This is a genomic window from Pseudomonas sp. Pseusp3, assembly GCF_047304225.1.
In the GTDB taxonomy this organism is placed as follows: domain Bacteria; phylum Pseudomonadota; class Gammaproteobacteria; order Pseudomonadales; family Pseudomonadaceae; genus Aquipseudomonas; species Aquipseudomonas fluorescens_CD.
In genome coordinates this window covers 1-20,670 of sequence record NZ_JBGLYV010000042.1, presented here as the reverse complement: position 1 = coordinate 20,670, position 20,670 = coordinate 1, and the positions used below count along the sequence as shown (strand labels likewise).

The 20,670-nt window shown below is 58.6% G+C and carries 18 protein-coding genes; 7 read left to right on the top strand and 11 right to left on the bottom strand.

What is annotated here, in order from left to right; translation table 11 throughout:
• Positions 1-52: 52 nt before the first annotated feature.
• Positions 53-274, bottom strand: coding sequence for an FmdB family zinc ribbon protein (locus ACCD00_RS15965; protein WP_007977333.1), 222 nt, complete (start codon positions 272-274; stop codon positions 53-55).
• Positions 275-410: 136 nt separating this feature from the next.
• Positions 411-746 (bottom strand): ribbon-helix-helix domain-containing protein, encoded by a 336-nt coding sequence (locus tag ACCD00_RS15960; protein ID WP_413425969.1) that lies wholly within the window; start codon positions 744-746, stop codon positions 411-413.
• Between the two features lie 592 nt (positions 747-1,338).
• Between ACCD00_RS15960 and ACCD00_RS15955 the strand changes: the two genes are divergently transcribed.
• Complete coding sequence (locus tag ACCD00_RS15955; RefSeq protein ID WP_413425967.1) at positions 1,339-1,941, top strand: cold shock domain-containing protein membrane protein; 603 nt, start codon at positions 1,339-1,341, stop codon at positions 1,939-1,941.
• A 64-nt stretch (positions 1,942-2,005) separates the two neighbouring features.
• Here ACCD00_RS15955 and ACCD00_RS15950 read toward each other — a convergent pair whose 3' ends face one another.
• Both ACCD00_RS15950 and ACCD00_RS15945 read right to left on the bottom strand, forming a co-directional pair.
• Entirely contained in the window at positions 2,006-2,212 is a 207-nt protein-coding gene (locus ACCD00_RS15950; RefSeq protein WP_322614660.1) for a SlyX family protein, read from the bottom strand.
• Between the two features lie 3 nt (positions 2,213-2,215).
• Positions 2,216-2,641 carry an HIT family protein gene (locus tag ACCD00_RS15945; RefSeq protein WP_413426002.1) on the bottom strand — a complete coding sequence of 142 codons (426 nt, stop codon included), beginning with the start codon at positions 2,639-2,641 and terminating at the stop codon, positions 2,216-2,218.
• Between the two features lie 910 nt (positions 2,642-3,551).
• Between ACCD00_RS15945 and ACCD00_RS15940 the strand changes: the two genes are divergently transcribed.
• Positions 3,552-4,880, top strand: coding sequence for an OprD family porin (locus ACCD00_RS15940; protein WP_413425965.1), 1,329 nt, complete (start codon positions 3,552-3,554; stop codon positions 4,878-4,880).
• A gap of 144 nt (positions 4,881-5,024) precedes the next feature.
• Here ACCD00_RS15940 and ACCD00_RS15935 read toward each other — a convergent pair whose 3' ends face one another.
• Positions 5,025-5,867 (bottom strand): mechanosensitive ion channel family protein, encoded by an 843-nt coding sequence (locus ACCD00_RS15935; protein ID WP_057398966.1) that lies wholly within the window; start codon positions 5,865-5,867, stop codon positions 5,025-5,027.
• A gap of 135 nt (positions 5,868-6,002) precedes the next feature.
• Positions 6,003-6,488 (bottom strand): YajQ family cyclic di-GMP-binding protein, encoded by a 486-nt coding sequence (locus ACCD00_RS15930; protein ID WP_007977344.1) that lies wholly within the window; start codon positions 6,486-6,488, stop codon positions 6,003-6,005.
• A gap of 135 nt (positions 6,489-6,623) precedes the next feature.
• Here ACCD00_RS15930 and ACCD00_RS15925 point away from each other — a divergent pair, with 135 nt between their 5' ends.
• The 3 genes from ACCD00_RS15925 to ACCD00_RS15915 are packed head-to-tail and all read left to right on the top strand — an operon-like array spanning position 6,624 to position 10,207.
• Positions 6,624-7,541, top strand: coding sequence for a putative 2-dehydropantoate 2-reductase (locus ACCD00_RS15925; protein WP_413425962.1), 918 nt, complete (start codon positions 6,624-6,626; stop codon positions 7,539-7,541).
• A gap of 45 nt (positions 7,542-7,586) precedes the next feature.
• Complete coding sequence (locus tag ACCD00_RS15920) at positions 7,587-9,623, top strand: ATP-binding protein (protein WP_413425960.1); 2,037 nt, start codon at positions 7,587-7,589, stop codon at positions 9,621-9,623.
• A 2-nt stretch (positions 9,624-9,625) separates the two neighbouring features.
• Complete coding sequence (locus ACCD00_RS15915) at positions 9,626-10,207, top strand: cob(I)yrinic acid a,c-diamide adenosyltransferase (protein WP_413425957.1); 582 nt, start codon at positions 9,626-9,628, stop codon at positions 10,205-10,207.
• Between the two features lie 106 nt (positions 10,208-10,313).
• On the opposite strand, the gene ACCD00_RS15910 is transcribed toward ACCD00_RS15915, so the two are convergent.
• The 4 genes from ACCD00_RS15910 to secA all read right to left on the bottom strand — a co-directional run bounded on the left by ACCD00_RS15910 (position 10,314) and on the right by secA (position 16,115).
• Positions 10,314-11,258 (bottom strand): Nudix family hydrolase, encoded by a 945-nt coding sequence (locus ACCD00_RS15910; protein ID WP_413425955.1) that lies wholly within the window; start codon positions 11,256-11,258, stop codon positions 10,314-10,316.
• On the bottom strand, positions 11,255-11,881 hold the full coding sequence (locus ACCD00_RS15905; RefSeq protein WP_413425953.1) for a glutathione S-transferase family protein: 627 nt from the start codon (positions 11,879-11,881) through the stop codon (positions 11,255-11,257). Before ACCD00_RS15905 ends, ACCD00_RS15910 begins: the two co-directional genes overlap by 4 nt.
• A gap of 160 nt (positions 11,882-12,041) precedes the next feature.
• On the bottom strand, positions 12,042-13,259 hold the full coding sequence (argJ, locus tag ACCD00_RS15900; protein WP_413425951.1) for a bifunctional glutamate N-acetyltransferase/amino-acid acetyltransferase ArgJ: 1,218 nt from the start codon (positions 13,257-13,259) through the stop codon (positions 12,042-12,044).
• Between the two features lie 120 nt (positions 13,260-13,379).
• Positions 13,380-16,115: a preprotein translocase subunit SecA gene (gene secA, locus ACCD00_RS15895; protein ID WP_413425949.1), complete on the bottom strand. Its 2,736-nt coding sequence runs from the start codon at positions 16,113-16,115 to the stop codon at positions 13,380-13,382.
• A gap of 306 nt (positions 16,116-16,421) precedes the next feature.
• Between secA and ACCD00_RS15890 the strand changes: the two genes are divergently transcribed.
• Positions 16,422-16,877, top strand: a complete 456-nt coding sequence (locus tag ACCD00_RS15890; RefSeq protein ID WP_057396259.1) for a DUF721 domain-containing protein — start codon at positions 16,422-16,424, stop codon at positions 16,875-16,877.
• A 133-nt stretch (positions 16,878-17,010) separates the two neighbouring features.
• Here the strand turns inward: ACCD00_RS15890 and ACCD00_RS15885 are convergent, their stop codons facing one another.
• Complete coding sequence (locus tag ACCD00_RS15885; RefSeq protein ID WP_413425947.1) at positions 17,011-18,498, bottom strand: helicase HerA-like domain-containing protein; 1,488 nt, start codon at positions 18,496-18,498, stop codon at positions 17,011-17,013.
• Between the two features lie 188 nt (positions 18,499-18,686).
• On the opposite strand from ACCD00_RS15885, the gene ACCD00_RS15880 reads away from it, so the two are divergent.
• The gene (locus ACCD00_RS15880) at positions 18,687-20,576 is read left to right on the top strand and encodes a methyl-accepting chemotaxis protein (RefSeq protein WP_413425945.1); all 1,890 of its coding nucleotides are present in this window, start codon (positions 18,687-18,689) and stop codon (positions 20,574-20,576) included.
• The last annotated feature ends 94 nt before the right edge of the window (positions 20,577-20,670 follow it).

Genomic DNA, 20,670 nt, shown 5'->3' with positions numbered 1-20,670 from the left:
AGTCGTCGGGTGATGCAAGAGCACGCGTGTTGTTCAACTCAGGTTCAGGACCTTAGTCAGCTTTGTCGCCGCCGGCCAGATTCTTCTTGGAACCGGTCTTGAAATCGGTTTCGTACCAACCCGTGCCGCTAAGGCGAAAGCCCGGCATGGACAGCATTTTTTTAAGCTCTGGCGCCTGACAGGCAGGGCAGTCGACCAGCGGTGCATCGCTGATCTTTTGAATGGCTTCCAACTGATGACCACAGGAAGCACATTGATAATCGTACATCGGCATGGAGGTTGTCTCGGCGATCAGATTGCTACCGCACACGCAGGGTTTTGCGGCAAAGAGCGGGATTATATCCATTAAATGCGGCCTGTGCAGCCGTAAGACTGCACAGGCCGACACTCTGCTGCTTTCGCCGTCCAGACTAGGCCGTGCCGATGCACCCGCCTTCCTTGAGACTGTGCACGACACAAACAACCCGCACCAATCCGCTGAAATTCCTGACTCCGCCGTGGCGCAAGTGAACCTCGCGATCCAGATGAGATAACAGGCTACTGACCGAGCAACCGTTGACCCGGGCCATCTCCGCCAAAATATCCCAATAAACCTGCTCAAGCCGCAAACAGGTGGCGAAGCCATTCAATCGTACGGAGCGGGACAAAGGCTGGGCCAGCCCCATATCGAACTCGCGAACGAACGGGTCAACCCTTACATCCCTGCGCGAACCGTATCGCCCCTCTTCATGCCTTTCATAAACCATAACGCTGACACTCCTTTGCCATCCTGGTTTGATTAAGAGCAACTGTCTGCCGACTTATAAAAACGCAGGTGCAAAGGTATATCCAGACGACTTTATGGCCGCCGACGTAGGATAAGCCAACAACTTTTGGCAGACCGTGGAGAACGTCCTACTCCGGACAATTTCCCACACAGCAAAGTGACGCCCCCTTCAGATGCACAGTATCGAATGGTGTAGGAAAGTAGAGTGCGAAGCATCCAGGCCGTTTTTTTTCATGCACCTGCATGCACTGGATCAACACCTCAACCGCAAGTTCGTCACTGACCTTGTCGAGTAATGGGTGCCGAACCACCCCGGCAAGCCTGCCGCCTTACCGCAGCCGCGAAACTTCGGGCAACCTGCGGCCATTCGCTCCAAAAGAGCCGCCGGACGCCCTGATTTGAGTAGCCTGCCGCTTTGCTGTTAAATAGACGGCGTGTCGCCAGCACCTATTTTTCCCGGTATGGCGCATAGGCTGATATCGGGCACGTGTCCAACGCCTCTTTATTGTTTTGAAGCGAACCGTGCGCCATCAGCTCTTCCTTGTGAACTGTCTTAACGTGAGTTAATCAAAATGTTGAAAATCGTCCATCTGCTGATAGGCGCTGCGGCCTTGCTGCTGTCCTTTGTCCCTAGCCTGCAATCCGAAGCCTTACCTTACCTGCAACAACCTGATGCGCTGTACCTGGCCTTTTTCGGCCTGCTCAATCTCACACTTGCACCTGTCATCCCTTACTGGAACAAAGGTCCGCGCCACCAACTGCAAAACCTGGTCAGCGCCCTGCTGGTCCTGGCGGTAGTCCTGCAAACCCTGACACTGATCGCACCGATGCCTGTCATCGCCGGTCAACCCGCCGTTCTGTTCAGCCTGGTCGCAGCCCTGATCGCTATTGCCCTGCATCTGGGTATCAGCTTCTACAAATCGTCACCAGCCACCGCCTCGCCAAGCTACGACATGAGCAACCGCGATACCGGCACCGTAAAATGGTTCAACACATCCAAAGGCTTCGGCTTCATTTCCCGCGACTCCGGCGACGATATCTTCGTCCACTTCCGGGCCATTCGCGGTGAAGGTCACCGCGTTCTGGTAGAAGGCCAGCGCGTGGAGTTCTCTGTCATGAATCGTGACAAGGGCCTGCAAGCCGAAGACGTGATCGCCGCACTGCCACGTCGCTGATTCAAAGCTGAAAAAAACCGCGCACAGCCGAGCTGTCCGCGGTTTTTTCATGCCTGTGCGTCGCTCAATAGTGCGGCGGCGGCGCTTCCTCTTCGAACGACTCGAACTGGCCGACCATTTCCTCCTGGCGCTTGAGCAGCGCAGCCATCTGCAGTTGCAGACGCTCGACCACCCGTTGCTGCTCGACCAGGACATCATTCAATGCCTGGACGGTGTCATCCTGAAAGGCCAGGCGGCTTTCCAGATCGGTAACGCGTTCTTCCAGGCTCATGATTCAGCCCTCCAGAAACGTAAAATCATCGGTCAATATCAGGCGCAAACGTTCGCGAATGGCGGCGACCTGCTCCGAATCATAGGGCTTTGCCGGATGTTTCCCCCAAACCGGTGCTGGCCAGGCGGCATCTTCGCGCTTGCGCACAATCACGTGCATATGCAACTGGCTGACGACATTGCCCAGCGCCGCAACATTCAATTTGTCCGCGTCGAACGAGTCCTTGAGCACTTGCGAAAGCTCCGTCGTCTCCTTCCAAAGCTGTTGCTGATCTGCATCATCCAACTGAAATATCTCACTGATAGCCTCACGGCGAGGTACCAGGATGAACCAGGGATAGTTCGAATCGTTGGACAACAGCAACCGGCAGAGCGGAAAGTCCCCGATCGGTAACGTGTCTTGTTGAAGTCGTGGATCTAAAGCAAACACCGCGTGCACTCCCGCCGGGTCATCATTTTTCAGCTTAGCGCCCATCCGGAGGGACAGCTCACCAAGCGACCGGACGGCAGCATACCTGCGAACGGCGCACGCTTCACGGCGAACCTTGCACAGAGGTCCCTGGCGCAAGCGAAAGCTGTCAGCCCGCTCCCGAATGAGACATTTTTCGCTGCCGCGCACCATGACAGCACCGATCAACCGGCAAAAAACGCCGAAATGACTGATTCACAACGAAGTGTTCGCACAAGACAAGCGGTCAACCGGGATGAACCCGGCACGGGGCGAAAAATTTTTTGCACCAAAACCGCACAGTGGGTCTACGCTGAACGCTTCGACATCCGCCATTTACTCACTGGCGGGGTGAACCGGTAACATTTTTGGTTGTCAGTCAGTCGACCAGAAGGGTGCAACATGATGCCAGGCAAGGCGTCAAGCCCATAACAAGCGTGCTTGAACCCCCGGTTTTATGAGGTTTTTACAGCGTCAGACCGTCAATTTGAAAAAAAATGCAACAGAGCTGGATTTTGCGCATGCTTATTGCATTCATACCCAACATCACCTGATGTGACACCCGCTGGAAGCGGAGGTCTTCAGGTAAAAAAGACAGCGGCAAGGTAGCCCGATGGAGATTCAAACGTTTCACCAGGACTCTTTTTACTGGCGCCAAGGCTCAGAAAACAGCATTAAAGTTGTCAGCCCGGTTGCGTTGGAGCTGGAAATTTGCGACATCTATCTCGCTGTTTGCGACAGGGTCGTAAAGAAGGCGAAAGGTTAGATACGCAAGTATCGCCAACATTGTCGGCGTGATATAAGTTTGCGCCGACACAAAAAGAAAGAGCCGCCCAGATAATAAAACAGGTGGGACGGCAGTACTCTTCTAAAACCAAAGGAGCAAATCACGATGCGCGTGATGAAGTGGAGCATGATCGCACTGGCAGTTGCAGCAGCAGCCAGTACTCAGTTGGCAGTAGCCGCACCTTTCGTAAGCGACCAGGCCGAAGCCAAAGGTTTCGTTGAAGACAGCAAACTCGACTTGCTGGTTCGCAACTACTACTACAACCGTAACAAGAAAAACGGCGCAGTCGATGACAAAGACTGGACCCAGGGCATCCAGGGCATGTACAGCTCGGGCTACACCCAAGGCCTGATCGGTGTTGGCGTTGAAGCTTGGGGCCAACTGGCCATCAAACTGGACGGTTCCGACAAATATGCAGGTTCCGGCAACATGTCCGTGGACTCTGATGGCGAAGTCAACAACAGCCAGGGCAAAGCCGGCGCTGCCGCCAAGTTCCGCATCTCCAAGACCGAGCTGAAAATCGGCGACATGCAGCCAAGCACCTCTCCAGTGTTCGCTGTAGGTGGTTCCCGTATCCTTCACCAAACTGCCAGCGGTATCCAACTGCAGAGCAGCGAAGTCAAAGACCTTGACCTCGAAGCCGGTCACTTCTACTCGGCAACCAGCCAGGACCGCAACGCTCGTGACGGCGAACTGTTCGCTACCTACGCTGGCGTGACAGCCAACTCCATCGACTACTTCGGTGGCAAGTACGGCATTACCCCGGACTTGAGCGTATCGCTTTACGGTGCCAAGCTCGAAGACGTCTGGAACCAGTACTACGCCAACGCGAACTACACCCTCGCACTGGGCGGCGACAACTCGATCAACTTCGACGGTAACATCTACAACACCAAGGATACCGGTAACGCTAAAGCAGGCGACATCAGCAACACCGCCTACTCCCTGGCCGCTGCTTACTCGTTCCTGAAAGCACACACCCTGACCCTGGCCTTCCAGAAGGTCAACGGCGATACCCCGTTCGACTACATCGGTGTGGGTGACAACAACCGTGGTGGCGACTCGATTTTCCTCGCCAACTCCATTCAGTACTCTGACTTCAACGCCCCTGGCGAGAAGTCGGTACAAGCCCGTTACGACCTGAAAATGGCCGAGTACGGCGTACCTGGCCTGAGCTTCATGGTCCGTTACGTGAATGGTTGGAACATCGACGGTACCAACACTCCATCGAACAGCACCTACACCGGTCTGTACGGTGCAGACGGCAAACACCACGAAACCAACGTGGAAGCCAAGTACGTCATTCAATCCGGCCCAGCCAAGGATCTGTCGTTCCGCATCCGTCAAGCATGGCACACCGCCAATGCTGACGAAGGCGAAGGCGATATCTCTGAGTTCCGCCTGATCACCGACTACCCGCTCAACATTCTGTAATCACAGAAAGTTAGTTTGCGGTAATCAAAAAAAGGCCCATCTTCGGATGGGCCTTTTTCGTTGGTGTGACAACAGTGTGTTTAAAACATCAGATCCATGCAGAACATGCCTGACCGAATAGTCAGGCATTGACCAGAAAACCAATCACTGCGCAGCAGATTCCTGAACCACGCGAATAACCCGCTGTGGAAATGGAATATCGATGCCGGCCTCTCTCAGACGATCACGGGATAGTTCGTTGAACATGAACATCACATCCCAATAATCCGCCGTCTTCACCCAGACACGCAGGGAAACAGTGATCGAACTGTCACCCAATGTCGAAATGACTGCCTGAGGTGCCGGGTCAGTCAAAACACGCGGATCCTTGGCCAACTCCAGCAACACTTCTCTGGCTTTCTGCAAGTCCGCTTCGTAATCGACGCCTACATCAAACACCACTTTGCGGGTCGGCTGACGATTGGTATTGGTGATAATGCCGTTCGACAGATTACCGTTGGGCACGATGATGGTTTTGTTGTCACCGGTACGCAGTACGGTATGGAAAATCTGGATGCTGTCGACAGTACCGGCGACACCTTGAGCCTCGATCCAGTCACCAATACGAAACGGACGGAACAGCAAAATCAGCACGCCGCCCGCGAAGTTCGCCAGGCTGCCCTGCAAGGCCAGGCCAATGGCCAGGCCCGCCGCACCAATCGCCGCTACAAACGAAGTGGTTTCCACACCGATCATCGAGGCCACGCTGACGATCAGCAGGATCTTGAGGATGATGTTCGCCAGGCTGCTGATAAAGCCTTGCAGCGCCAGGTCGGCATTACGCAATGCGATCAGGCCGCCGAGCTTTTTCGTGACTTTGTTGATCAGCCACCAGCCGATGGCCAGGGTGATGACCGCCAGCAGTACACGACTGCCGTACTCCATGATCATCGGGATCCAGGTCTGGGAGACCTTGACCAGGTTGTCTACCTCAGCATTTAAGTCCATCTGCTTGCTCCTTTTCCGGCTATCCGGCATGCATAAAAAAAGCGGCAGAAAGATTGAACCGCGACGAGCTCAATCGTTTCTGCCGTTGCCTGGGCCTGCGACGTCGCAAACGCCAAGAGGTTCCCGCGTACAAGATCAGTCGCGGAAGTTGTTGAACTGCAGCGGCATACCGAATTCCTTGGCCCGCAGCACTGCAATGGCTTCTTGCAGGTCATCGCGCTTTTTACCGGTAATACGTACCTGCTCGCCCTGAATGGCAGCCTGGACCTTGAGCTTGGCGTCCTTAACATGAGCGACGATCTTCTTCGCCAGTTCCTTGTCGATGCCTTCCTTGAGGACCGCTTCCTGCTTCATCAGCTTGCCCGAAGCGAACGCGTCCTTGACTTCAAGGCACTGCACGTCGATTTTGCGCTTGACCAGCGCCAGCTTGAGGATCTCAATCATTGCTTCGAGCTGGAAATCCGCCTCGGCGGTCAGGTTGACGGTCAGGTCTTTTTCCTTGAACTCGAAGCTGCCTTTGCCTTTCAGGTCATAACGACGATCGAGTTCCTTGACGGCGTTCTCGACCGCGTTGGTGACTTCGTGTTTGTCCAGTTCGGATACCACGTCGAACGACGGCATGTAATCTCTCCAAATTTAAAGGCGTGCTGATGGAGCACGCCTGGCTTGCGGTTAAAATCCGCGCTGATTATAACGGGTCTTTCCCATCATTCACTGTGAGCTGCCGATGCACGCCTTAAACAGAGCAAAAAGCTGATGTCTACCACCTGGCATGTTCTGGGCGCCGGCAGCCTTGGCACTTTATGGGCAACACGTCTGGCACGGGCTGGAGTGCCGGTCAGGTTGATCCTGCGGGACACCGCGAGACTGCAGGCCTATGAGGCGGCCGGTGGATTGACACTGGTGGAACACGGCGAGGCGCGACACTATGCCGTGCCCGCCGAGACAGCCAACAGCAGCCAACCGATCAACCGCCTGCTGGTGGCATGCAAAGCCTACGATACCGAAGGTGCGGTGGCCCGACTGGCGCCACGCCTGGCCCCAGACGCCGAACTGATTCTGCTGCAAAATGGCCTGGGCAGTCAGGAAGCGGTGGCCGCACAGGTTCCTCAGGCACGCTGCATCTATGCGTCGAGCACCGAAGGGGCCTTCCGCGATGGCGATTGGCGCGTGGTGTTTGCCGGGCATGGCTTCACCTGGCTGGGGGATGCGAGCCATCCCGTCGCGCCGATCTGGCTCGATGACCTGAGCACTGCCGGCATCCCCCACGAGTGGAGCACCGAAATCCTGACCAGGCTGTGGCGCAAACTTGCGCTTAACTGTGCGATCAATCCGCTGACGGTGCTGCACGACTGCCGCAACGGTGGTTTACAGCAACATCACTGCGAAGTCGCCACCCTGTGCGGCGAACTGGTGGAGTTGCTTGAGCGTTGTGGTCAGCCGGCAGCGGCCGAAAACCTGCAGCAGGAAGTCGAACGGGTGATCCACGCCACTGCTGCCAACTACTCCTCGATGCATCAGGACGTCACCAGCCAGCGCCGCACAGAAATCAGCTACCTGCTGGGTTACGCCTGTAAAGTTGCCGGGCGTCATCAACTGAACCTGCCTCACCTCAATCAGCTTGAGTCAAGGTTGATTGCTCGCCTGCACAGCCTTGGATTGCCCAGCGACTGAGCAGCGGCTACGCTGGCCACTTGTTCCTTTTTTGCGATGAATCCGATGCCATTGCGCCAGCGCCTTGAAAACCTGCCCGTCGGCCAGAAACTGCTGGCCGCCCTGCTGGTACTGATGGTCACCGTCCTGCTGGTTGCCAACCTGACCTTTATCAGCGCCGCGTACTACATCTCCCAGGAAAGCATGGCACCCCAAGCCCTGCAGACCATCGGCCGACTGGTATCCAACCCGAGCCTGGCCTCCGAAGCCCTGGCGTCACCACAAAGCGCCGAGCGCCTGCTACAGGAACTCAACAGCTATTCGCCGCTGCGTGCGGCAGCCCTGTATGACGGCAAGGGCGAGCAACTGGCGCAATTGCAGCATGGCGACAACCTGGAACTGCCGAAGCGTTTCCGCCATGTCGAAGACTGGCAGGCCACCGAGTTTCGCACCAATCAAGTCATCACCCTGCCCCGCCCCGGCACTGCACCAGGGCACTTGCTGCTGGTGGCCACGAGCGAACTGCCAATGGCGTTCTACACCGGGACCCTGACGGCCAGCCTGGGCATTCTGATCTTCAGCGTGTTGCTGTGGCTGATCATTGCCCGCCAGATCAAGCGCCTGATTACCCGGCCGATCCACCAGCTCGAAGAGTTGTCCCGCCAGGTAACCCGTGAAGAAAACTACGCACTGCGCGCTTCACGAGGAAACCACGATGAAATCGGCAGCCTCGCCGAGGCGTTCAACACCATGCTCTCGCGAATCGAGGCCAGGGAGCAGCAACTCAAGCGGGCTCGGGACGACTCCCAGGCGGCCTACGACCAGGCCCAGGGTCTGGCCGAAGAAACTCGCCATACCAACCGCAAACTGGAGCTCGAAGTCCAGGTGCGCAGCAAGATCGAGAAAAAGCTCACCGGCTTCCAGAACTACCTCAACAGCATCATCGACTCCATGCCGTCGGCGCTGATCGCCCTCGACGAACAGCTCTACGTGACGCAATGGAACCAGGAAGCCAGCGCCCTGTCCGGCACACGCCTCGATGAAGCCCTGAACCAGCCCATCTTCCTTGCCTTCGAACCACTGAAGCCGTTTCTGCCGCAACTCAAGCAGACGGTCGAGCAGCATACGGTGGCCAAAATCGAACGTGTCACCTGGCTCAAGGACGACGAACCCCGCCACTACGCCCTGACTTTCTACCCATTGATGGGCGGTGCCGGGCGCGGCGTGGTGATCCGGATCGACGACATCACCCAGCGCCTGTCCCTGGAAGAGATGATGGTGCAATCGGAGAAAATGCTTTCGGTCGGGGGGCTTGCCGCCGGCATGGCCCACGAGATCAACAACCCGCTGGGTGCGATCCTGCACAACGTGCAAAACATTCGTCGACGCCTGTCCCCTGATCTGCCGAAGAACCTTGAAGTGGCCGAACAGGCCGGAATCGAACTGGCGACGGTCAATCAGTATCTGCAAATCCGTGAAGTGCCACAGTTGCTCGACGGCATCCAGCAGGCCGGTGCCCGGGCCGCCAAAATCGTGACCCACATGCTCAGCTTCAGCCGTCGCAGCACCCGCCAGATGGCCCCCTGCGATCTGCCCGCCCTGATCGACCAGGCGGTGGAGATCGCCGGTAACGATTTCGACCTGGCAATAGGCTTCGACTTCAAGGGCCAGGCCATCATTCGTCAGTTCGATCCGGCGCTGGGACCGGTTCCCGGCACCGCCAACGAACTGGAGCAAGTGCTGCTCAACCTGTTGAAAAACGCCGCGCAAGCCATTCACCAGCGCGAAGACGACAGCGAGCCGGGACGGATCATCCTGCGCACCAGGCTGAATCCGCCGTGGGCGGAAATCCAGGTCGAGGACAACGGCATCGGCATGAGCGAGAACGTGCGCAAACGGACCTTCGAACCCTTCTTCACCACCAAGGAAATCGGCCAGGGCACCGGACTTGGGCTGTCGGTGTCGTACTTCATCATCACCAATAACCACAAAGGGCAGATGGAAGTGCAATCGACCCTGGGCCAAGGCACTTGCTTCACCTTGCGCCTGCCCCTGGCGAGCACACCGCCTGTCTCGCAAGAACTCAATCTGCTATCGAGGTAACCATGGGCTTTCGTTTATCGAAGATTTACACCCGCACTGGCGACAAAGGCGAGACCGGGCTGGGCGATGGCCGTCGCGTGCCCAAGGATCACCCGCGGATCGAGGCCATTGGCGAAGTCGATACGCTGAACAGTCAGGTGGGCGTGTTGCTGGCCGGGTTGGCGGCGCAAACGCATGACTTTTCAGGTTTGCAGGAAGTGATCGATGTTTTGGCGCCTTGCCAGCACCGTTTGTTCGACCTCGGTGGCGAACTGGCGATGCCGGTGTATCAGGCGTTGAATGCAGCGGAAATCGAACGCCTGGAAGCCGCGATCGATGTGTGGAATGAAGAGTTGGGGCCGCTGGAAAATTTCATCCTGCCCGGCGGCTCGACGCTGATTGCCCAGGCTCATGTCTGCCGCAGCCTGGCGCGCAGCGCAGAGCGGCGGTGTCAGCAACTCAATGCGATTGAGCCATTGGCCGGGGTTGGCCTGGCGTACATCAATCGGTTGTCGGATTTGTTGTTTGTTGCCGCGCGGTTGATTGCCAAGCGACAGGGAGTGGCGGAGATTCTTTGGCAGCCTGCGGCGAAACCTGAGGTTTAGTCGGCGCCTGCCAGGCCCCCTTCGCGAGCAAGCCCGCTCCCACAGTAGGTCTGTGGCGCTCACAAAACCTGTGGGAGCGGGCCTTCCCGCGAAGGGGCCGCTAGAATCAGGCCTCAGGCCAAAACGCCCGAATACCTGCCACCCCCTGCGCACCCGCAGCCCAGGCTTTCTCGACCTCCGACGGGCCAACACCACCAAGCAGGAATACCGGTTTGCTGAACCCCTCGATCAAGCTCGACGCCTGCTCCCAACCCAACGGCTCGGCGCCAGGGTGAGTCAGGGTCGGTTGAACCGGAGACAGGGTCACGAAGTCCACCCCCATCTGTTCGGCCAACGCCAGCTCTTCAGCGTTATGGCACGACGCCGCCAGCCAGCGCGATGCCGGTAGCGGTCGCCCCGCCGCTGCGTATTTGCGCAGCTGCGCCGAGGTAATGTGCCAACCCGCAGCCGGAAAGTCGCCCAGCCATTCGAACGGCCCCTTGATCATCAATTGCGCCTTGCCGGCACACAAACCCACCGCATCGACAGCCAGGTCACGATATTTCGGGTCGTAACCGTTTGGTGCACGCAATTGGATAAGCTTGATGCCGCCAGCAATGGCCTTCTGAATACCACGCAGCAACGCTGGAGTTTCCAGGTCCTCCGGGGTGATCAAGTACTGAGCCGGTAATTTTGCAGCCGCGACGATCGGCTGATTGGCCGCCGGGAACTGGTAATTCGACAAATCACGCGGTGCAACCCAGGCCAGCGGCTGTCCCTCGGCACCGTGGGGCTCACCGGTAAACGCCGAAACCTCCCAGACATCCAGCAACACCTGCTTGTCCGGGTAATCGTGCCGAATCCTGATCAGCGGGCGCGCCGCGCCGACCACGATGCCCAGTTCTTCATGGAGTTCGCGGGCCAGTGCGGTTTCGACCGACTCGTCGGCCTCGACCTTGCCCCCGGGAAACTCCCACAGGCCGCCCTGGTGCTGTGAGTCGGCACGTCGGGCGATCAGGATCTGGCCACTGCCATCGCGGATGACGGCAGCGGCGACATGAACTCGTTTCACCTTTGCAACTCCTCCAGTCCGGCCTTCTGCCAGGCCTTGAACGCCGGCCATTGGTAGAGGGTCTCGACATAGGCTTCGTCGATGGCAGACAGTTTCACCTGATAGGTGCGCAGGCGCACGGCAATCGGTGCAAAGAACACGTCAGCCAGACTGATACGACCAAACAGGTACGGCCCGGCTTCAGTCGCGGCAGCGCGGCACTCGGCCCACAGTGCCGACATGCGTTCGATGTCGGCCTGAACGTCAGCCGGAACCGGCGACAAAGGGGCGTCATGGCTCAGGTCAAACGGCATGTTGCCGCGCATGGCGAAGAATCCGCTATGCATTTGCGCACACGCCGAGCGCGCCTGGGCGCGGGCGGCAATGTCTTTCGGCCAGAGTCCCGGGAACTGTTCTGCCAGGTATTCGGCAATCGCCAGGGAGTCGGCGATGGTGCCGTGTCCGGTTTTCAGCAGCGGGACCTTGCCAGTCGGCGAATGCTTGAGCAGACGCTCGCGGGTGTCCGGCTGGTTCAGCTTGATCAGTTCTTCGGTGTAGGCCGCGCCGGTCAGATCCAGAGCCAGGGCGCCGCGCAGGGACCAGGAAGAAAGCAGTTTGTCGCCGATGATCAGGTGCAGGCTCATGTTCGGGGTGCCTTCTCGTCAGGGTAACAAGCAAGAATATCCAGCGTCTGGTCGTCAGCCTTCGCGAGCAAGCCCGCTCCCACAGTAGATTTGTGGCGCCCACAAAACCTGTGGGAGCGGGCTTGCTCGCGAATGGGACGACTCGGTCTTCAACCGTGTATCAAGTACGGTACTCGGCGTTGATCTTCACGTATTCGTGGGACAGGTCGGTGGTCCAGATGGTTTCGCTGCAATCGCCACGCCCCAGCTCGATACGGATGGTGATTTCTTCCTGCTGCATCACCGCCGCGCCCTGGGCTTCGGTGTAGGTTGCCGCGCGCGCACCACGGCTGGCAATGCACACTTCACCGAGAAATACGTCGATCTTGCTCACGTCCAGGTCCGGAACGCCGGCACGGCCAACAGCGGCCAGGATACGGCCCCAGTTCGGGTCGGAAGCAAACAGTGCGGTCTTGATCAGCGGCGAGTGAGCCACGGTGTAGCCGACGTCCAGGCACTCCTGGTGATTGCCGCCGCCGTTGACTTCAACGGTGACGAACTTGGTCGCGCCTTCGCCATCGCGGACGATGGCCTGGGCCACGTCCATGCACACTTCGAACACCGCTTGTTTCAACTTGGCGAACAACTCGCCTTCGGCGCGGGTGATTTCCGGCAGCGCGGCCTGCCCCGTGGCGATCAGCATGCAGCAATCGTTGGTCGACGTATCACCGTCGATGGTGATGCGGTTGAACGACTTGTTGGCGCCATCGAGCATCAGGTTTTGCAACACGTCGCGGGAAACCTTGGCGTCAGTGGCGATGTAGCCGAGCATCGTCGCCATGTTCGGACGAATCATGCCGGCGCCTTTGCTGATGCCGGTAACGGTGACGGTCACACCGTCGTGCTGGAACTGACGGCTGGCACCTTTTGGCAGGGTGTCGGTGGTCATGATGCCGGTGGCGGCAGCTTCCCAGTTGTGGATCGACAGATCATCGAGGGCAGCTTGCAGCGCACCTTCGATCTTCTCCACAGGCAGCGGCTCACCGATCACACCGGTGGAGTACGGCAGCACCTGGCTGGCATCGACACCGGTCAGTTCAGCCAGTTTGGCGCAGGTACGCTCGGCGGCGGCCAGGCCAGGCTCGCCCGTGCCGGCGTTGGCATTGCCAGTGTTGGTCAGCAGGTAACGCACAGGGCCTTGTACGCGTTGCTTGGCCAGGATCACCGGTGCGGCGCAAAAGGCGTTCAAGGTGAACACGCCGGCAACCGTGGAGCCTTCAACACAGCGCATGACCACAACATCCTTGCGCCCCGGGCGCTTGATGCCGGCCGAGGCGATACCGAGTTCAAAACCGGCAACCGGGTGCAACGTTGGCAAAGGACCAAGACCAACAGCCATGAATGCGCTCCTTTATAAATAATGTCAGCACCGCTCAAGGGAAACGGTGGTTCGAATGGTAAAACGCCGCGACGGCAGAAGCCGGTCGCGGCGCGGGTATTTCAGCGTTTGATACGGGTTTTACTGAATCTGCCCGTGGCAATGCTTGAACTTTTTGCCCGAACCGCAGTAGCACAGCTCGTTGCGACCCAGCTTCTGCTCGTTGCGAACCGGTGCAGCAGCGAGCGCAACGTCAATCTCTTCGCCCAACACTTCCGGTTGCTCCAGGCCTGGAGCCTCTTCATGCAGGAACTGCATGCGAGCGGCCAATGCCTCGGCTTCCTGGCGCAGGCGCTGCTCCTCCTCGATCGGGTCTTCGCGGCGAACCTGAACGTGGGACAACACACGGATCGAATCGCGCTTGATCGAATCCAGCAACTCGGAGAACAGGGTGAAGGACTCGCGCTTGTATTCCTGCTTCGGGTTCTTCTGGGCATAACCACGCAAGTGGATACCGTGACGCAGGTGGTCCATGGTCGACAGGTGGTCTTTCCACAGGTCGTCCAGAACGCGCAGAACGATTTGCTTCTCGAAGCTGCGCAGCGCTTCGGCGCCCGCCTGGTCTTCTTTCTCGTTGTACGCCGCGATGAGCTCGTTCATGAGCTTCTCGCGCAGGGTTTCTTCGTACAGGTGATCGTCTTCGTCGAGCCATTGCTGGATTGGCAGCGTCACACCGAAATCGCTCTGCAGCGCAGCTTCCAGACCGGCGACGTCCCACTGTTCAGGCAACGATTGCGGAGGAATGTGAGCGCTGACGGTAGCGCTGAGCACGTCCTGACGGAAGTCAGCGATGGTCTCGCCGATGTTGTCGGCGGCCAGCAACGTGTTACGCATGTGATAGATCACTTTACGCTGTTCGTTGTTGACGTCGTCGAACTCGAGCAGTTGCTTGCGAATGTCGAAGTTGCGGCCTTCGACCTTGCGCTGGGCCTTTTCGATGGCGTTGGTCACCATGCGGTGCTCGATCGCTTCGCCAGGCTGCATGCCCAGGGCCTTCATGAAGTTCTTCACCCGGTCAGAGGCGAAGATGCGCATCAGGCTGTCTTCCAGCGACAGGTAGAAGCGGCTGGAACCGGCGTCGCCCTGACGACCGGCACGACCACGCAGCTGGTTGTCGATACGGCGCGATTCGTGACGCTCGGACGCAATCACCTGCAAGCCGCCCGATTCGAGCACTTGCTGGTGACGCTTCTGCCAGTCGGCCTTGATCTGGGCGATCTGCTCAGGGGTCGGGTTTTCCAGGGAAGCCACTTCCACTTCCCAGTTACCGCCCAACAGGATGTCGGTACCACGACCGGCCATGTTGGTGGCGATGGTCAATGCGCCCGGGCGACCGGCCTGGGCAATGATCTCGGCTTCCTTTTCGTGGAACTTGGCGTTCAGAACCTTGTGTTCGATGCCTTCCTTCACGAGCAGGCTGGACATGTGCTCGGAGGTTTCGATGGTGGCGGTACCCACCAGCACCGGACGACCGGCGGCCATGCTTTCCTTGATGTCGGCCACGATTGCCGCGTATTTCTCGTCGGCAGTCAGGAACACCAGGTCGTTGTAGTCTTTACGGGCCAGCGGCTTGTTCGGTGGAATCACCATGACCTGCAGGCCATAGATCTGGTGGAACTCGAACGCTTCGGTGTCGGCCGTACCGGTCATGCCGGACAGCTTGTTGTACAGACGGAAGTAGTTCTGGAAGGTGGTCGACGCCAGCGTCTGGCTTTCGGCCTGGATGTTCAGGTTTTCCTTGGCTTCGATGGCCTGGTGCAGACCTTCGGACAAACGGCGACCCGGCATGGTACGACCGGTGTGCTCGTCGACCAGTACCACCTGACCGTCCTGCACGATGTATTCGACGTTGCGATGGAACAGCTTGTGCGCGCGCAGGCCGGCGTAAACGTGAGTCAACAGGCTCAGGTTATGCGCCGAATACAGGCTCTCGCCTTCAGCCAGCAGGCCGATACGCGTCAGCGTTTCCTCGACGTACTGGTGACCGGCTTCGTTGAGTTCGACCTGACGGGTCTTCTCGTCGATGGTGTAGTGACCGGCCTGGGTCACTTCGCCTTCGACTTCCTCGACGTGCAGCTTCAACTGCGGGATCAGCTTGTTGACCTCGATGTACAGCTTGGAGCTGTCCTCGGCCTGACCGGAGATGATCAGCGGCGTACGGGCTTCGTCGATGAGGATGGAGTCGACTTCGTCGATCACGGCAAAATTGAGTTCGCGCTGGAATTTTTCTTCCATGCTGAACGCCATGTTGTCGCGCAGGTAATCGAAACCGAATTCGTTGTTGGTGCCGTAGGTGATGTCGGCGGCGTAGGCAGCGCGCTTCTCTTCCGGTGGCTGGAACGGCGTGACAACGCCGACCGTCATGCCGAGGAATTCATACAGCGGGCGCATCCAGTTGGCGTCACGGCGGGCCAGGTAGTCGTTCACCGTCACAACGTGCACGCCGTTGCCGGACAGCGCGTTGAGGTAAACACCCAGTGTTGCCACCAGGGTCTTGCCCTCACCGGTACGCATTTCCGCGATCATGCCTTCATGCAAGGTCATGCCGCCGATCAGCTGGACATCGAAGTGGCGCATGCCCATGACACGCTTGCCGGCTTCGCGGGCAACCGCAAAGGCTTCTGGCAGCAGTTTGTCGAGGGTTTCCCCTTTGGCGATGCGGGCCTTGAACTCGCTGGTCTTGGCACGCAATTGATCGTCCGAAAGGGCCACCATTTGCTCTTCGAAGGCATTGACGAGTTGCACCGTCTTGAGCATGCGTTTGACTTCACGCTCGTTCTTGCTTCCAAAAAGTTTCTTTAACAAAGGCGCAAACATATCGGCAGGATCTTCCACACTAAAGGGATGGAGGGCGGCCCCGTGAGTCGCCCGTGCAGCCCTCATGGCCGCATGCGAACGAGCATTCTACCCGGAAACGATGGAGAGGAAAGTGGCGATATTCCACGATGCTGGCACAGCGCTTTGACGGGGCTCACTTAAAATAAGGGCGTTTTGCTCAACTTCAAGCCGTTCAAGGCAGAAGTTAGTTGTTGATTTAATGGGTAAAGCGTCCACAAAAGCAAGGGCGGGTGCATTCGGTGCTTTCTGCTACCATGGCGTCTCTGTTACTTCAGGTGTCTGATCATGGCATTTCGCCCACTTACGGCCAAAGTACCTGCCGTTCTACTACGCGAAGCCAAGCCGCTGAAAGCCATTCTCGGCCACGCTCAACGCCTGGGTCATCTGCAACGTTTGCTCGAAAGCCAATTGCAACCCGCCGCTCGCGAGCATTGCCACGTGGCTTCCTGGCGCGAAGGCAGTTTGTTGCTGATTGTCACTGACGGCCATTGGGCAACTCGCCTGCGTTACCAGCAAAAGCGCCTGCAGCGGCAATTGCAGATGTTTGACGAGTTCAACAATCTCACGCGAATCCTGTTCAAGGTGCAGCCGCCTACCGTCCAGCGGGGCGCAGCCGGGCACACCATGGACCTGTCGAACGATGCGGCCGCGACCATTCAGGCCACGGCCGACGGAATCAGCGACCCAAACCTGCGGGCAGCGCTGGAGCGACTGGCGGCGCACGCCAAAACCAGAACCTGACATCGGACCAATGTGGGAGCGGGCTTGCTCGCGAATGGGTTTACCAGTCGACATTTTCGTTGAATGACACACCGCATTCGTCGGAACGCCGCCCGGAGCAAGCCCGCTCCCACATTGACTGTTTCCGCTCAAGCTAGCGGCGTTTACTGCCGCCCAGTAATGACCCCATCAACCCGCGCACCAGCTGTCGCCCAAGCTGATTGGCCGCCTGGCGCATCGCCGATTTCAACGCCTGCCCTGCCGCCGTGCCAAGGAATTCCCCGGCCTGCTCGGTGAAGCTCGGTTCTTCAGCCACTGGTTTGCCCGGCACCGCTTCAGGATCCGGTGCCAGGCCCTTGCGCCCCATCAGCACCTCATAGGCTGATTCACGGTCAATCGGCTTGTCATAACGCCCCTGCAACGGCGAAGCGGCAATCAGCGCTGTACGCTCGGTACCGGTCAACGGCCCGATCCGCGATTGCGGCGGTGCTACCAGCACCCGCTGGACCATTTCCGGCGTACCTTTTTCTTGCAGGGTGCCGACCAGTGCTTCGCCGATCCCTAGTTCAGTCAGCACCGACAAGGCATCGAACTCCGGGTTTGGCCGGAAGCCGTCCGCTACTGCCCGCAGGGATTTCTGCTCCTTGGCGGTGAACGCACGCAAACCATGCTGGATGCGCAAGCCCAACTGAGCCAGCACGTCATCCGGCAGGTCACCCGGTGACTGGGTAACGAAATACACGCCCACGCCTTTCGAACGAATCAGCCTCACGACTTGTTCCAGACGGTCACGCAATGCCTGCGGCGTACCGTTGAACAACAAGTGGGCTTCGTCGAAGAACAGCGCCAGCAATGGTTTGTCAGCATCGCCCCGCTCAGGCAGTTGCTCGAACAGCTCGGCCAGCAGCCACAGCAGGAACGTCGCGTAGACTTTCGGCGCTTCATGCACCAGACGGCTGGCATCCAGCAGATGAATGCGCCCGCGGCCATCCGCGGTGGGTTGAAGGATGTCTTCGAGTTGCAGCGCCGGCTCGCCGAACAAGGCCTCGGCGCCCTGTTGCTCCAGGGTCGCCAGTCGCCGCAGCAACGCCTGGCTGGAGCCGGTGGTCATCAATGCCGCATCGTCGCCCAGCAACTGGGGGTTGTCCCGCAGGTGATTGAGCAGGGCCTTCAGATCCTTGAGGTCGAGCAACAACAAACCTTCGCGGTCCGCCACCTTGAACGCCGCATACAGCGCCGACTGCTGACTGTCAGTCAGTTCCAGCAGGCTGCCCAGCAGCAGCGGCCCCATTTCACTCAAGGTTGTGCGTAAAGGATGACCGGACTGACCGTGTATGTCCCACAACGTCACCGGATAAGCCTGAGGCTTGTAGTTGAGCCACGGCATCCCGGCAATCCGCTCGGCGATCTTGCCCTGGGGGTTACCGGCGGCACCGAGGCCGCACAGGTCACCCTTGATGTCGGCGGCGAACACCGCCACGCCGGCATCGCTGAAGGCTTCGGCCATTCGTTGCAAGGTGACGGTTTTGCCGGTGCCGGTCGCGCCCGCGATCAAACCGTGACGGTTCGCCAGGCGCATGGCCTGGGCGATTGGCTGCCCCTTGGGATCGGCGCCGATAACGAGTTGCAATGAATCAGGCATTTGGTCACCCATGATTAATCTTTGGTCCTACACGGCCGATAGAAATAACGACAAAGCAGACAGACACGATCTGGTCAGAAATTTCCCTAAGGAGAGTCGGAAAATTCACTTGCTTTCAACCTTGCCCGTTGCGCGTCCCTTCATAAAAGCACGCGCTGGACATAAAGACCTTAGCGGAACCCCAAGCCATGAACAAAAATCTGCGTTTCAGCCATAAAATCCTGCTTGCCGCCGCTCTCATCGTTATTGCCGCCTTCGCCTCATTCACGCTGTACAACGACTATTTGCAGCGCAATGCCATTCGTGAGGACCTGGACAATTACCTGCAGGAAATGGGCAGCGTCACTGCCAACAACATCCAGACCTGGTTGAACGGGCGCAGCCTGTTGATAGAAAACCTGGCGCAAACCGTCGCACTCAATCCCGAGGCGGGCAACGTATCCAGTCTGCTGGTGCAAAAAGCCGTGACTTCGACTTTCATGGGTGCCTACCTGGGCAGCAAGGACGGTTCTTTCATCATTCGCCCGGACAGCAAGATGCCCGACGGCTATGACCCTCGTGCGCGCCCTTGGTACAAGAGCGCCCAAGGCACCAGCGGTTCGGCGTTGACTGAACCCTATGTGGACCTGGCCTCCGGCCAACTGGTGATTTCCATCGTCAATAGCGTGATCAAGGATGGACAGAACATCGGTGTCGTCGGTGGCGACCTGAGCTTGCAAGTGATCGCCGACAGCCTCAATGCGCTGGATTTCGATGGCATGGGCTACGCCTTCCTGGTCAGCGCCGATGGCAAGATCCTGGTACATCCCGACAAAGCGCTGGCGATGAAGACGCTCAAGGATGTCTACCCGCAAGATACGCCCGCGATCAGCAGCGACCTGAGTGAAATCCAGGTCGACGGCAAAACCCGCATCGTGACCTTCACCCCGATCAAGGGCCTGTCGTCGGTCAACTGGTACATCGGCCTGTCGGTCGACAAGGGCAAAGCCTTCTCGAAGCTCAGCGAATTCCGCACCTCCGCGGTTGTCGCGACCATCATTGCCGTGGCCATCATCATCGCCCTGCTCGGCATGCTGATTCGCATCCTGATTCAGCCATTGCACGTCATGACCCGCGCCATGGCCGACATCGCTGACGGCGAAGGCGACCTGACCAAGCGCCTGACCATCGTCAACAACGATGAATTCGGCAGCCTCGGCACCGCGTTCAACCGTTTTGTGGAGCGTATCCACGGCTCGATCCGCGAAGTGTCTTCGGCCACCGGGCAAGTCAACGAAGTTGCCTTGCGCGTGGTCGCGGCTTCCAACTCGTCGATGTTCAACTCTGACCAGCAAGCCTCGCGCACCAGCAGCGTCGCCGCCGCCATCAACCAGCTCGGCGCCGCCGCTCAGGAAATCGCGCGCAACGCCGCTCAGGCCTCGAGCCAGGCCAGCGATGCCCGCAGCCTGGCCGAAGACGGCCAGCAAGTGGTGGATCGCAGCATTGTCGCGATGAATAAGCTGTCGAGCATGCTCAGCGCTTCCAGCACCAATATCGAATCGTTGAACAGCAAAACGGTGAACATCGGGCAGATTCTCGAAGTGATCACCAGCATTTCCCAGCAAACCAACCTGCTGGCGCTCAACGCCGCGATTGAAGCCGCGCGCGCCGGTGAAGCCGGTCGTGGTTTTGCCGTGGTGGCGGACGAGGTGCGCAACCTGGCACACCGCACGCAGGAATCGGCGCAACAGGTGCAGACCATGATCGAGGAGCTGCAAGTCGGCGCCCGTGAATCGGTCAGCACCATGAGCGACAGTCAGCGCCACAGCCAGGACAGCGTGGAAATCGCCAACCTCGCGGGCGAACGCCTGAACAGCGTGACGCTGCGTATCGGTGAAATCGACGGCATGAACCAGTCGGTCGCCACCGCGACCGAAGAGCAGACCGCCGTGGTGGAGTCGATCAACGTCGACATCACCGAGATCAACACGCTGAACCAGGAAGGTGTGGAAAACCTGCAATCGACACTGCGCGCGTGCTCGGACCTTGAGCAGCAGGCGGCACGACTGAAGCAGTTGGTAGGCAGTTTCCGTATTTAGCGATCGAACCAGCCCCTTCACGAGCAGGCTCGCTCCCACAAAGTTGTCACTGAACCTGTGGGAGCGAGCCTGCTCGCGATAGCGGCTGTGTATT